This window comes from Cognatiyoonia sp. (genome assembly GCF_965661665.1).
In the GTDB taxonomy this organism is placed as follows: domain Bacteria; phylum Pseudomonadota; class Alphaproteobacteria; order Rhodobacterales; family Rhodobacteraceae; genus Cognatiyoonia.
The window spans coordinates 1-11840 of sequence record NZ_CBFIEO010000028.1 but is presented as its reverse complement, the minus strand read 5'-3'; the positions used below and the strand labels follow the sequence as shown (position 1 = coordinate 11840).

General features: G+C 54.9%; 13 protein-coding genes. 5 read left to right on the top strand and 8 right to left on the bottom strand.

Features of this window, described 5'->3' with window-relative positions; all coding sequences use genetic code 11:
• Window positions 1-135 precede the first annotated feature (135 nt).
• Genes ACTF5F_RS13430 through ACTF5F_RS13420 form a run of 3 tightly spaced genes read left to right on the top strand, consistent with a single transcriptional unit; the run spans window position 136 to window position 1885 of the window.
• On the top strand, window positions 136-624 hold the full coding sequence (locus ACTF5F_RS13430; protein WP_438957377.1) for a flavin reductase family protein: 489 nt from the start codon (window positions 136-138) through the stop codon (window positions 622-624).
• Window positions 621-1502 carry an alpha/beta hydrolase gene (locus ACTF5F_RS13425; protein WP_438957376.1) on the top strand — a complete coding sequence of 294 codons (882 nt, stop codon included), beginning with the start codon at window positions 621-623 and terminating at the stop codon, window positions 1500-1502. The genes ACTF5F_RS13430 and ACTF5F_RS13425 overlap by 4 nt, the downstream gene beginning before the upstream one ends.
• A gap of 11 nt (window positions 1503-1513) precedes the next feature.
• A complete protein-coding gene (locus ACTF5F_RS13420) occupies window positions 1514-1885 on the top strand; it encodes a nuclear transport factor 2 family protein (RefSeq protein WP_438957375.1) in 372 nt (123 codons plus the stop codon).
• A 726-nt stretch (window positions 1886-2611) separates the two neighbouring features.
• Here the strand turns inward: ACTF5F_RS13420 and ACTF5F_RS13415 are convergent.
• Genes ACTF5F_RS13415 through ACTF5F_RS13405 form a run of 3 tightly spaced genes read right to left on the bottom strand, consistent with a single transcriptional unit; the run spans window position 2612 to window position 5100 of the window.
• Entirely contained in the window at window positions 2612-3373 is a 762-nt protein-coding gene (locus tag ACTF5F_RS13415) for a sensor histidine kinase (protein ID WP_438957374.1), read from the bottom strand.
• Between the two features lie 54 nt (window positions 3374-3427).
• Complete coding sequence (locus tag ACTF5F_RS13410) at window positions 3428-4456, bottom strand: AbrB family transcriptional regulator (RefSeq protein WP_438957373.1); 1029 nt, start codon at window positions 4454-4456, stop codon at window positions 3428-3430.
• Window positions 4453-5100, bottom strand: a complete 648-nt coding sequence (locus tag ACTF5F_RS13405; protein ID WP_438957372.1) for a GntR family transcriptional regulator — start codon at window positions 5098-5100, stop codon at window positions 4453-4455. The genes ACTF5F_RS13410 and ACTF5F_RS13405 overlap by 4 nt, the downstream gene beginning before the upstream one ends.
• A 60-nt stretch (window positions 5101-5160) precedes the next feature.
• On the opposite strand from ACTF5F_RS13405, the gene ACTF5F_RS13400 reads away from it, so the two are divergent.
• Window positions 5161-5583: an FAD-binding protein gene (locus ACTF5F_RS13400; protein ID WP_438957371.1), complete on the top strand. Its 423-nt coding sequence runs from the start codon at window positions 5161-5163 to the stop codon at window positions 5581-5583.
• A gap of 63 nt (window positions 5584-5646) precedes the next feature.
• Here the strand turns inward: ACTF5F_RS13400 and fsa are convergent, their stop codons facing one another.
• The 5 genes from fsa to ACTF5F_RS13375 form a co-directional block, all read right to left on the bottom strand.
• A complete protein-coding gene (gene fsa / locus ACTF5F_RS13395; protein WP_438957370.1) occupies window positions 5647-6300 on the bottom strand; it encodes a fructose-6-phosphate aldolase in 654 nt (217 codons plus the stop codon).
• An 88-nt stretch (window positions 6301-6388) separates the two neighbouring features.
• Window positions 6389-7069 carry a nucleoside triphosphate hydrolase gene (locus ACTF5F_RS13390; protein ID WP_438957369.1) on the bottom strand — a complete coding sequence of 227 codons (681 nt, stop codon included), beginning with the start codon at window positions 7067-7069 and terminating at the stop codon, window positions 6389-6391.
• Window positions 7066-7845 carry an ATP-binding cassette domain-containing protein gene (locus tag ACTF5F_RS13385; protein ID WP_438957368.1) on the bottom strand — a complete coding sequence of 260 codons (780 nt, stop codon included), beginning with the start codon at window positions 7843-7845 and terminating at the stop codon, window positions 7066-7068. Before ACTF5F_RS13385 ends, ACTF5F_RS13390 begins: the two co-directional genes overlap by 4 nt.
• Window positions 7846-8904 (bottom strand): ABC transporter permease, encoded by a 1059-nt coding sequence (locus ACTF5F_RS13380; RefSeq protein WP_438957367.1) that lies wholly within the window; start codon window positions 8902-8904, stop codon window positions 7846-7848. It lies immediately after the preceding gene.
• A gap of 90 nt (window positions 8905-8994) precedes the next feature.
• Entirely contained in the window at window positions 8995-10008 is a 1014-nt protein-coding gene (locus ACTF5F_RS13375; protein WP_438957366.1) for a substrate-binding domain-containing protein, read from the bottom strand.
• Between the two features lie 307 nt (window positions 10009-10315).
• Between ACTF5F_RS13375 and ACTF5F_RS13370 the strand changes: the two genes are divergently transcribed.
• Window positions 10316-11512 (top strand): ROK family protein, encoded by a 1197-nt coding sequence (locus ACTF5F_RS13370; RefSeq protein WP_438957365.1) that lies wholly within the window; start codon window positions 10316-10318, stop codon window positions 11510-11512.
• Window positions 11513-11840: the final 328 nt, after the last annotated feature.

Below are 11840 nucleotides of genomic sequence, written 5' to 3'. Positions count from 1 at the left end.
GCTGCCCAATGTCGAGGCATGGTATCAGCGCCTCTCGGAACGCCCCGCTTACTACGACCACGTGATGCGCCATTTCGGCGCGAACCCCGATGAATGGGCCGCTTTGGAAAAAGCCTGCGCCTCGGAAGGGGTGATATGATCGACCCAAAAGACTACCGCCGCGCTTTGGGCAGCTTTCCGACCGGGGTCACGATTGTCACCGCGTTTGACGGGGATGGCCAGCCTTGGGGGCTGACGGCCAACTCCTTCACCTCTGTTTCACTGACGCCACCGGTGATTTCGGTCTGTGTTGCCAAGACTGGGCGCGTATTTCCGACGCTTTCGGCATCCTCGCGCTTTGCCGTGAACATTCTGGCCGCTGACCAGCAAGCGCTTGCCATGCACTTCGCCAGCAATATCGAGAACCGCTTTGATGGCACCCCTTGGCAAGCCAATCCCGGCGGCGCGCCGCTTTTGCCCGGCGCGTCTGCGCAGCTCGATTGTATCGTAAATGGGCGCATCGACACCGAAGACCATGAAATTCTGCTTGGGCGGGTCGAAAACTACACCCACACATCCAACGCCCCGCTTATCTATTGCCGCGGCACCTTCTTCGCCGCACCTCAACAGGAGGTACACCCATGACAGACCAATTGACGTACCACGAAGGTCACGACCCCGATTGGTTCGATGCCCAGTACAACCTGCGCGCCGCGCGCCCCGACTATGAGGTCGCGATTATTCCAGGATGGTTGGAGGACAGCCAGACCGCCCGCGATACGGTCGATTGTACGCTGGATATCCGCTACGGCGACGGAGACAAGCAAAAGATGGACCTGTTTCATTGTGGAGCCTCGACCGCCCCGACGCTGATCTGGATCCATGGCGGTTATTGGCAGCGTGGCGACAAATCGGTCTACAGCTTCCTCGCGACGCCTTTCGTACAGAAAGGCGTTAATGTGGTGGTGGTGGGTTATGACCTTTGCCCTGCCGTCAGCATGACCCGTCTGACGGAAGAATTGCGCGAGGCGATAGTGTTCCTCTGGGACGAAGCCACGACGCTAAAGATCAACCGCGACAGGATCACTGTGATGGGCCATTCCGCAGGCGGCCACCTGACCCAGATGATGATGGCCACCGATTGGCCAGCGTATGATGCAGCCCTGCCAACGGACATGATCAAGGCGGGCATTCCCGTCTCGCCTCTTAGTTATCTGGAGCCTGTACGCCTGACGCGGGCCTTGAATGAGAACCTGCGTATGGACCCGGCGGAGGCCGACGCGCTTAGCCCGATGACCAACCATCCGCCCTTCACCAACGCGCCGCAGCTGGTTGTGGTCGGAGGAGCCGAGACAAACGAATTCCACCGCCAGACCCAGATGTATGTGGACAAATACGCGACAGATGCGCGGACGGTAGACATGTATGTGGTGCCCGGCGTGGACCACTTTGACGAACTCAACGTGCTGGCTGATCCTGCCAGCCCATTTTTTGCTAAAACCTGCGCCATACTTGGCCTTTGAAGGAACCCGATATGACAAAACTGACACGTGAACTGGTGGACGCCGTGGGCAATGCCTTTAACGCCAACGATATTGACGCGGTGATGCAATACTTTGCCCCCGACGCGACCTTTGACCATGCCGTTGGGCCAGAGGCACATGGCGTGCGGTTTGAAGGCGCGGATGTGATCCGGGGCGTCTTTGCCGGGCTCTTTGACAAGGTCGAAAACGTGCATTGGGAAACGCTGGATTGCGCAGTGACGGACACCAAAGCCTATTGCGAATACCTCCGCACAGCGCGCCACAAGGACAGTACGACCGAAGAATGTCTGAGCGTTGATATCCTGACCTTCAAAGACGGGCTGATCACGCACAAGGACACTTATTACAAACAACGTACTTAAATGGTTCGCGGCGGATCATTGATGTGAACAAATGGTGAGCAACACCCAAAGCCACCATTCATGCACGCTGTAGCATTCGTCACTTCGGGCTCTCAACAGCCATTCGCTGCGTCACGCACGAATGTCCGCTCTATGATGACAGCCTCCACTCATACTGATCGTCATGCATAAAGCACACCCCAGCGCAGGCGGGGCTAAGTCCGCTGTAGGGGGGCATAGGGGTTAGGTGCAGAACGCTTTACTGTGGCGCTTGTGACGCATATTCCTACTGCACGGCCTATGGTGAAAAAATAAATTCATTAGAAAATATGTTTTTGAGAATTGAGAGCGCAGTTAGAAAATGCGTCACAAGCGTCACATGCGTCACACGATGGCTGATCACTCCGCACCCGGCCCAAGAGACTAATCAGGGAGCAGATAAACCCATATCGATTGGCATAGAGCGGGTCCTTCGAGTCCAATAACTTTGCATAGCAGACACGGACAAAGACACAGCGACGCGCACGCGCGCGGGGGCGGTGTGGCGAAAAACGGGCTGCCAATGCGGGGGAGGCGAGAAACGTTAGCGTCCCGCTTCCCCTTCTCATCGCGCTGAGAGACGCTTGGGATACATATCGGTCGGCTGATGGCAGCGTCAGTCTTGGAAACTCGCCAAAGTCCAGAAAGCGAACTGTCAGCACTCTGCATCGGTCGATAGTCGAACTACGGGTAGACATCGCATGAGACTTATCTGGCTCTCACATTCGTCAAATGAGCTGAATGATCGACAGCGATACGAAAACAGACGGTGAGGCCGTTCTTCTTGGGCTCCAATTCGAGCGATTCACCATGTTGTTCTGCCACAGCCTTGGCGATTGCAAGGCCCAAACCAGAGCCGTCCGAAGGGCTGACTTGCCCAAACCTGGAAAGAGCCGCTTCAACTTCGTGGGGTTTCAAGCCGCGGCCATCGTCAGAGACACTTACAACGGCGCTGCGCCAATCTTTTGTCACGGCGCATTCGACACTTGTTAAATCAGGCCCAGCGTGCAGAAGGGCATTTTCGATCAAATTGCTGATGGCCTCTATGACCATTGTCTTATCGGCAAACACCGGCAGGGCGGTAAGCTTGCAACTGAATCCAACGGTGACCCCCTTGTTTTTTGCTGTTTCCGAATGGCTTTGGACAAGAGTTCGGAGACTGCCCACCAAATCATAGGTTTCATTCTGTGCTTGGCCAAAACCTTCTGTCGCGCGCTCTAGTGCCAAGAGTTTGTTGGCAAGGTTGGCGGCGTGGTTCGCCGACACCAGCAGTTCATCCGATCTTTCGCGAACGTCCTCTATGGTTTTGGCGGATCGGACAGCCTCGGACATAGCAACAACCCCGGCGATGGGATTGCGTAACTGATGTGCGGCGTTCGAAATGAAGACATCTTTCGCATCCAAGGTTGAGGAGAGTTGGTCGAACAGATGATTGAGCGTCGCGACAATTCCGCTTGCTTCGGCGGGCACCTTGCGCTGGATAGGCGTGAGATCATCGGGCGAGCGGTGCGCCGATCCACATGATCAATCCTGAGGTTTGGGGTTAAACACCCGCGCCGCCACTGGCGCGCCCATGATCACAATGAAAATCCGCAAAACATGGTGCGCGATGACAAAGGACAGGTCCGCCCCGACAATGATCGCCAGCACCGTCAATTCCGCCTGACCGCCCGGCGCGAATGCGAGCACGGTTTCCATCGCGGGGGCAAGGCCCAGCTGATAGATGACCTCGGCAAAGATCACCGTCAGCACGATCAGGATCAGGCAAAAGCCAACGGCGGCGGTCACGTCGCGGCGCAGTTCCTCCACCGTGATGCCGGCGTATTTCGTGCCCACGGTCATGCCGATAAAAAACTGCGCGGCCCAGATTGCCTCTGCAGGGGGGCGGTGCTGCAACAGTTCCGCCATGGCGAAAATACCCGCTGCGATCAGCGGACCAAGGATCGACGCGCCAAAAAGCCCTGCGCGCTTCGCCACCTGCCATCCGGCGATGGAGCAGAACGCCATAAGCGCCAGTTGCGGCCACGGGATCGTGGTCGCTGGCACCCCCGGCGGGTTCGTCAAATCTGCGTCCCAAACGGTTTTCAGAAGGACGGGCAAAGCCACAACTATCACCAAGACCCGAGTGGCGTGGACCAGCGACATGGTGCGCACATTTCCGCCCGCTTCTTCGCCAAAGACCAGCATATCCTGCAAGCCGCCGGGCATGGTCGAATAGTAGGCCGTCGGAAAATCAAAGCCCCATAGGCGCATGAAGTACGGCACACCAATTGCGCCGATGACGGCGACCATGACCGGGATCATCAAGAGCGTCGGCCAATAACTGGTCATCGAGGCGAGGATCACAGGGGTCAGCGTGGCGCCGACGGCCACGCCAAGGATCGTGCGCATGACTTGGTTTGTGGGCGCATGGCCCTTCAGCGGGATGCCCGCAAGCGCCGCGATGAGGCAGGCGAAGATTGGGCCAAGAAGCCATGGCAGTGGCAGCCCCAGCGCCGTAAACACGCCAACCCCACAAAGCGCGATGGCAAAGGTCAGCGCCATGCGCGTCATCCACGCATTACCTTTAGGCGGTGCCTGAGCGATGTTTCCAAATGCGCCTCGGCCGAGGCGCCTGCAGCCTCCACATCGCCCGCGCGGATCGCGTCGATGATGTCTGTGTGCTGGTGGGTGACAACCTTGATCCGCGCCTCATCGGCGAGCGTCGTCGGGCCAAGCAGCAGCATTGCATTGCCTAGGGCGCGGGTGGATTCGAGCAAAAAGCGGTTGCGCGTCGCGCGGTAGATACAGCGGTGAAAGCTTTGGTTCAGGGCGGCGGCAACCTCGGGCGAGGCGGTGCTGGCGATATCCTCATTGATCGCCTCAAGCTCATCCGCTTCTGCTGCGACAGCATGTTTCGCCGCCATCTCCGCCGCCGTGCGTTCAAGGACAAGGCGCATTTCATATAGCTCGACCACCTCTTCATGGCTCAGCTTGCGGATCACCGCGCCGATCCGCGCGCGGTGTTCGATGATCCCGTCCGCCTCTAGCTTGCGCAGCGCCTCGCGCACGGGGGTGCGGGATAGGGCGAGACGTTCGGCTACATCCGCCTCGCGCAGGCGATCGCCGGGGGTAAAGACCCCCTCTCGGATCGCTTGGTGCAGGCGGGCATAGGCCACTTCGCCTTGCGACATCTCTTGCATTTCGGGCTGGGTCATATATACCGTTTTCAATTTGTATCCACATGGATACAATCTGGATATCGAAGAAGTCCGCCCATGTCAAAGCATGTCATGGTTGTTGGAACCGGAAACGCCGCCCTCTGCGCCGCGCTTGCCGCGCTGGAGAGTGGAGCGCAGGTGACGATGCTGGAAAAAGCGGGCGAGGACCTTGCGGGCGGCAACACCAAATACCCCGCTGGGGCGATGCGTTTCGCCTATGATGGCTCGGGCCATCTGATGCCGCTGATTAGCGATCAAGATGACCCACGCCTGCCGAATACCGACTTCGGCAGCTACACGAAGGACAAGTTTGCCTCTAACCTTCTAGGTTTCAACGATGGCCGTGATCTGTCACCCGAGCAGCGCGACCTGATTGATCTGTCCGGCGAGATGATGCGCTGGCTCGCCACCCATGGCGTCACGTTTGAACCGATCTACAGCCGCCAAAGCTTTGAAAAGGACGGCAAGCATGTGTTCTGAGGCGGGCTGACGCTCGCGGCAGAAAACGAAGGCGTCGGGCTGTTCGCCTTGGGTGCACGCCTCTTATAGGATCGATTGTCCAGTTTTCTTCCAGTCATTTAGAAACTGCCCCAGCCCTTTGTCGGTCAGAGGGTGTTTTGCAAGAATTCGAACCACTCCGGGTGGAATAGTAGCAATGTCGGCACCGGCCAAAGCGCATTCCGTCACGTGATTTGGAGTTCTGACAGAAGCGGCGATCATCTCGGTGTCAAAAGCGTAGTTGTCGTAAATTGTTCGAATGTCGCGGATCAATTGCGTTCCGTCCAGATTGATGTCGTCCAGCCTCCCGAGGAACGGGGATATGTAGGTCGCCCCGGCCTTGGCTGCTAACAATGCTTGATTAGGGGAGAAGCAAAGCGTGACGTTCGTTTTGACCCCATTCGTCTTGAAGTAAGAACAAGCTTTCAGGCCCTCCATCGTAAGCGGTAGTTTCACGACGACGTTCTTTGCGATTCCGGCGAGGACTTCCCCTTCCGCAATCATCCCGTCAGAGTCGAGTGCGGACACTTCTGCCGAGACGGGCGTGTCGGTAAGGCCGCAAATCTCAGCAACAACCTCTTTAAAGTCTCGTCCTGACTTTGCGACCAGGCTCGGATTGGTGGTCACCCCGTCCAAAAGACCAGTTGTCAGAAGGTCCTTGATCTCATTGACCTCGGCGGTATCGACGAAGAATTTCATTGTTCATCCTTTGCGTAACGCAAACTCCTTCTGGCGACGCGACCGATGTGGCCGCGAAGTATCGGGGTAGCTTGCTTTTGGTTTTTTGTTAGTAGGCGTATCTGACGCCGAATTCCGTGTAGTTTTGGTTCAGTAGAACGTCGGCTTCCCTACTTTCGTTTAGGACCAATTCTGCGTTGGGCAGATCATTTCCGGTGGCTCTTTGCATTGCTGCCGTGGGGTCCAACCCGTGTTTGATCCATCGTTGCTGAAGCCGGTCGCGAAGCTCCTCTATCGTGGGCGACACGAATACTGTTGCACTGAATACATCCTTCAGCGTTGCCCAGGGTTCCGCTTTTAACAGCAGGTAATTGCCCTCGACAACCACAACCGGCGTATCGGGATGGATGGCAATCGAATTCGCAATCGCCAAGTCCATTTGCCTGTCAAACTTTGGGTGGAAGGATTCCCGCGTTGCCGAGGACAATTTCTGAACTGCATCGCAAAAGCCGTGCGCATCAAAGGTTTCTGGGGCACCCTTTCTGGCAAGTAATCCCCGAGATTCCAACAGGCGGTTATCCAAGTGATACCCGTCCATTGGAAGTAGGGCGGCGACCGGCACTGCGTTTTCTTCCTGATTCAAACACCGAACGACGGCTTCCGCCAAGGTTGACTTGCCCGACGCCGGTGGACCCGCGACCCCAATAATCGTCCGTTTTCCCGCAATTCTCTTCGAATTGGCCAGATCACATACGTACTGGACATCATTTTCCAATGTCGTCGGACTCATGCAGCTACGCCCGCCTCTTCCGGTTTCATCGCACCCGTCATCAGAGCGACGGCATCAGACATTGTGATATCTTTGGGATTAATCACGCAGAGCCGCCGACCGAGACGATGCACATGTATCCGATCCGCCACTTCAAATACATGGGGCATGTTGTGGCTGATCAGGATGATCGGAATGCCCCTGGATTTTACTTCAAGGATGAGATCAAGAACCCGGCGACCTTCCTTGACCCCCAGTGCGGCAGTCGGTTCGTCAAGAATGACCACATTTGATCCGAAGGCTGCGGCTCGGGCAACGGCAACACCTTGGCGTTGGCCTCCCGAAAGAGTTTCTACCTTTTGGTTGATGTTCTGGATCGTCATCAACCCAAGTTCGGAAAGCTTTTCCCTGGCAATCTGCCTCATCTTCTTTTTGTCGAGTTGCCGGAAAACGCTGCCCATGATGCCGTCCCGTCGAATTTCGCGACCCATGAACATGTTGTCTGCGATGGATAGGGCTGGTGACATGGCAAGTGTCTGGTAGACGGTTTCGATCCCGTATTCCCGAGCGTGAATTGGGGAGTTGAAGGACACGAATTCACCATCAAGGGTGACCTCGCCACTGTCTGGTTTGATCGCACCGGACAGGGCCTTGATCAGTGTGGATTTACCCGCACCGTTGTCTCCTATGACGGCGAGAATTTCGCCAGGCATGAGTTCAAAGTCACAGTTTTCCATTGCTGTGACCCGCCCATAGCGTTTGGTGAGTCCGCGACCTGTCAAAACTGGTTGGGTCATTTAAGCACTCGCCTTTCTGATGTACTGATCCACAGTCACCGCAACGATGATCAGAATTCCAATCAAAAGATATGTCCACTGAACGTCGGCACCGAGCAATCGTAGCCCGAGGGAGAACACGCCGACGATCAGGGCACCGAACAGCGATCCTGCTATCGACCCACGCCCCCCAAAGAGCGATATGCCCCCTATGACCACAGCAGTGATGGACTCGATATTGGCAAGTTGCCCAGCTTGGGGTGACACGGAACCCAAACGTCCGATTAGCACCCAGCCTGCGAAGGCACAGATCAACCCGGCCAAGGCATAAACAGAAATCAAAGTTTTCTTTACATTTACCCCGGACAGTTCCGCAGCGTCCGGGTCATCCCCAACCGCGTAAACGTGGCGACCCCACGCAGTTTGACTCAGGACGTATGATAGTGCGGCGACCAAAAGCAGCATCAATATTACGCCATAGGTGAATATCGCTCCACCGACTTCGACTTTGTTGCCAAAAAACTGAAGCAATGGTGCCTTCGCCGCGATGTCCTGGCTGCGGATTACTTCGCTGCCAGAGTAGAGGAAGTTAGCTGCCAGTGCGATTTGCCACATTCCCAAGGTTACAATAAACGGTGGCAACTTGATGTAAGCTACAAGGTATCCGTTGATTGATCCGACAAACAGGCCACATAGCAAACCAAAAAACACAGCGATCCCCGGCGGTAATCCGAGTTCAAAAGTGAATTTCCCCATGATCACGGAAGACAGAACCATGATTGCACCGACCGACAAGTCGATTCCTGCCGTGAGGATTACGAGCGATTGGGCACAAGCGACAATTCCAACAATGGCCACTTGCTGCAAAATCAGTGTGAGCGTGAAGGGCGAAAAGAATCTTTCGCCAACCAGAACGCTAAAAATTATCGTCGAAAACAATAACACGATGAGCGGAACAACCGCAGGATTGTTGTGCAAGAAGTGAGCAATCTTACTGCCCAGCCCACCTTGCTCTTCAAACTCAGCAACCGCTTCTTCGTCAGGCAGACTACCGTCAACTTGGTCCGTCACATTAGACATTTTTCGACTTCCCTCTGCCTTTGTTTTGAATGTTGTTTTAGATGATTAGGAGCGAGGGCGTAAATCCGCCCTCGCTTGAGTCGGGAGTTGTTAACCCCAGCAGAGGTCAGCACCCTCGGCAACAGACAGTTGGTCGAGACCATCAACCGGTGCATCGGTGATGAGGCCAACGCCAGTATCAAAGAACGCCTTACCATCGGTGGCGGCAGGCATTTCTCCGGTTTCAACAGCCTTGGTTATTGCTGCAACGCCAAGTCCAGCCATGTCCAAAGGATACTGCTGAGCGGTCGCACCGATCACGCCAGCCGCAACATCGGCTACACCTGGGCATCCACCATCGACTGACACGATGATCACATCGTTTTCACGTCCGACGGCCTTCAAAGCCTCATACGCACCAGCCGCAGCAGGCTCGTTGATCGTGTAAACAACGTTGATGCCGGGATCGATAGCCAAAAGGTTTTCCATGCCCTTACGGCCACCTTCGGCGTTCCCGTTCGATAGTTCATGACCAACGATGCGGGAGTCAGTTTCATCACCCCATTTCGATGGATCGCCCAGATCAATTCCAAAACCTTGCAGGAAGCCCTGGTTTCGCAAAACGCCAACCGTTGGTTGCGAAACGTTGATGTTGAGAAGTCCGATCTTTGCACCAGACGTGTCACCCATCGTCTTTGCGGCCCATGCACCGATCAACTCGCCAGCAAGGAAGTTATCCGTCGCAAATGTCATATCTGCGGCGTCGATTGGGTCCAATGGCGTGTCGAGTGCCAGTACAACCAGGCCAGCATCACGTGCCTGCTGAACAGACGATGTGATTGCTTTGGTGTCTGACGCAACCAATAGGATGCCGCCCGCACCTGCCGCAATGCAGGTTTCAATTGCAGCCACTTGAGTTTCGTGGTCGCCGTCAAATTTACCGGCATAAGAACGCAGTTCTACACCTAGCTCAGCGGCCTTAGCGAATGCACCCTGTGCCATTTTTACGAAGAATGGGTTTGTCGCGTCTTTTGTGATGAGACAAACGCTGGTGTTAGCTGCCGCGACGCCTGCCATGCAGACAGAAGCCGCCAGTGCTGCAACACCCGTTTTGAGATAGTTCATTTTGGTCTCCCAATTGGTTCAGCTTGCACGTCGATTCGCCCAACTGAGCGATCCAACGCGATGTGCTGAGAGTTCTTCCTGGGTGTTTCGCGGCAGATTTCCCACCATCCCCAAGTTTCCCTCCCAACGACGGAGTTGCCGTCACCGAATGACTAACGCTAACATTTGGCACTCGTCAATAATTAATTCGTTATGAATTATTAATTATGCTAAACTGCCGAGGGAGATGAGATTCTCACTTTGGTAAGCACAACCTAGATTTCTATTTGCTTGCCAAAGCTGATCCAAAGATTGCAAAAAGACCGGAATGAACAAAGAAAACAAAGAACAATTGCTTGTCGCAAATCCCAAGAGAGGGACGAACCAAGTTGCTGTAGGAAGCTACAATGAGCGGCTTGTACTTCAGCTTGTCCGGGAACACGGAGAGCTATCGAAAGCAGAGGCGACGAGAGCCACCGGGCTATCTGCGAACGCGATTTCGGTCATATTTCGGTCTTTGGAAGCTGAAGGGTTGCTGCTTAGAGGAGAACCGATTCGCGGAAAAGTGGGCCAGCCTTCCACCCCACTTCGCATCAACCCTGAAGCCCATACTTATGTTGCATTAAAGATTGGTCGTCGCAGCATGGAACTGGCCGTGATTGATTTCGTGGGTCATGTGGTTGCGTCGAAGGAGGTATTTCAACCATTCCCGACTCCAACAGCAACTTTGAGCTTCGTGAAAGATGAACTGTCGGACCTACTAAAATCCGCAAAAAAGTCCCGGAAGGCAATCTCGTCAATGGCCGTGGCGATGCCGTTCGAACTCTGGCATTGGACAGACGATTTCGATGCTCCCGCCGAAGAAATGGAATCCTGGAAGGATTTTGATGCGCATCGCGACCTCGGGAAGATTGTCCCATGGGAGATATTGGTTGAAAACGATGCGACTGCTGCCTGTCGTGCCGAAGTAGTCTTTGGTTCACACGCCAACAAGCAAGATTGGGTGTATTTTTACGTTGGAACTTTCATCGGTGGCGGCATTGTACTAAACGGCAGTGTCTTTCCGGGACGCAGAGGCAATGCTGGTGGATTTGGCCCGATGCGTGTTCCGGAGCAAGAAGGGGGCAACCGTCTGGTGGACCATGCCTCGTTGGTAACACTCGAAAAAGCCGTTGCCAAAACCACGGGAAGTTCATTCTCGATTTACGAGAGTTCCGGAAACTGGGAACAATTTGAACCGCTGGTCTCGAAATGGATCAATCGTGCCGGTCGCAATCTAGCCCACGCAATCGTGTCGTCATTGTCGGTCATGGATTTTGAGGCGGTCGTTATCGATGGAGCCCTACCGGCATCTATAACGGATCGGTTGGTTTCCGAGGTGAAGAAGCAACTTCATATGACCGACTTGCAGGGTGTCCTGATGCCAGATGTGGAAACGGGATCGTTTGGAAGGCAGGCACGGACAGTGGGTGCCGCTGCTGCGTTGGTCAGCGTTAAATACCTAATCGATCAGAATTCAGTTTAGTTCAGCGACTCTGAGTTACCTCAAAAGAACCCGTCGAAATGAGACCTGGCGTTCAGCTAAACCGCCAGCCAGAATCCTGTTCGCTCTCGGTGTGTTCGGGCCTCCGCAACCTAAATTTGGTTAAGAACAGACGCTCATCATCAGATCCCTGCCGACCAGCCCTCACTGCATCGCGACGTCCTACACGCCAACTAGCACAATGCGCTCTTCTCCCAGATGAATAGTATTCATAAATCCTCACGAGGTTTTACCATTGCCCAACGGGTCCTGGTGTCAGACAGACAAGAGCTTAGATGCGTAAGTTAATCTATATTTCCGACGTAATTTA

Excerpts from the sequence above, each read along its gene's own strand:
- ACTF5F_RS13400 (WP_438957371.1), top strand. The coding sequence starts at position 5,161 with ATGTCAAAGCATGTCATGGTTGTTGGAACCGGAAACGCCGCCCTCTGC.
- fsa (WP_438957370.1), bottom strand. The coding sequence starts at position 6,300 with ATGAAATTCTTCGTCGATACCGCCGAGGTCAATGAGATCAAGGACCTT.
- ACTF5F_RS13430 (WP_438957377.1), top strand. The coding sequence starts at position 136 with ATGATCGACCCAAAAGACTACCGCCGCGCTTTGGGCAGCTTTCCGACC.
- ACTF5F_RS13375 (WP_438957366.1), bottom strand. The coding sequence starts at position 10,008 with ATGAACTATCTCAAAACGGGTGTTGCAGCACTGGCGGCTTCTGTCTGC.
- ACTF5F_RS13420 (WP_438957375.1), top strand. The coding sequence starts at position 1,514 with ATGACAAAACTGACACGTGAACTGGTGGACGCCGTGGGCAATGCCTTT.
- ACTF5F_RS13370 (WP_438957365.1), top strand. The coding sequence starts at position 10,316 with ATGAACAAAGAAAACAAAGAACAATTGCTTGTCGCAAATCCCAAGAGA.
- ACTF5F_RS13385 (WP_438957368.1), bottom strand. The coding sequence starts at position 7,845 with ATGACCCAACCAGTTTTGACAGGTCGCGGACTCACCAAACGCTATGGG.
- ACTF5F_RS13410 (WP_438957373.1), bottom strand. The coding sequence starts at position 4,456 with ATGACGCGCATGGCGCTGACCTTTGCCATCGCGCTTTGTGGGGTTGGC.
- ACTF5F_RS13390 (WP_438957369.1), bottom strand. The coding sequence starts at position 7,069 with ATGAGTCCGACGACATTGGAAAATGATGTCCAGTACGTATGTGATCTG.
- ACTF5F_RS13405 (WP_438957372.1), bottom strand. The coding sequence starts at position 5,100 with ATGACCCAGCCCGAAATGCAAGAGATGTCGCAAGGCGAAGTGGCCTAT.
- ACTF5F_RS13425 (WP_438957376.1), top strand. The coding sequence starts at position 621 with ATGACAGACCAATTGACGTACCACGAAGGTCACGACCCCGATTGGTTC.
- ACTF5F_RS13380 (WP_438957367.1), bottom strand. The coding sequence starts at position 8,904 with ATGTCTAATGTGACGGACCAAGTTGACGGTAGTCTGCCTGACGAAGAA.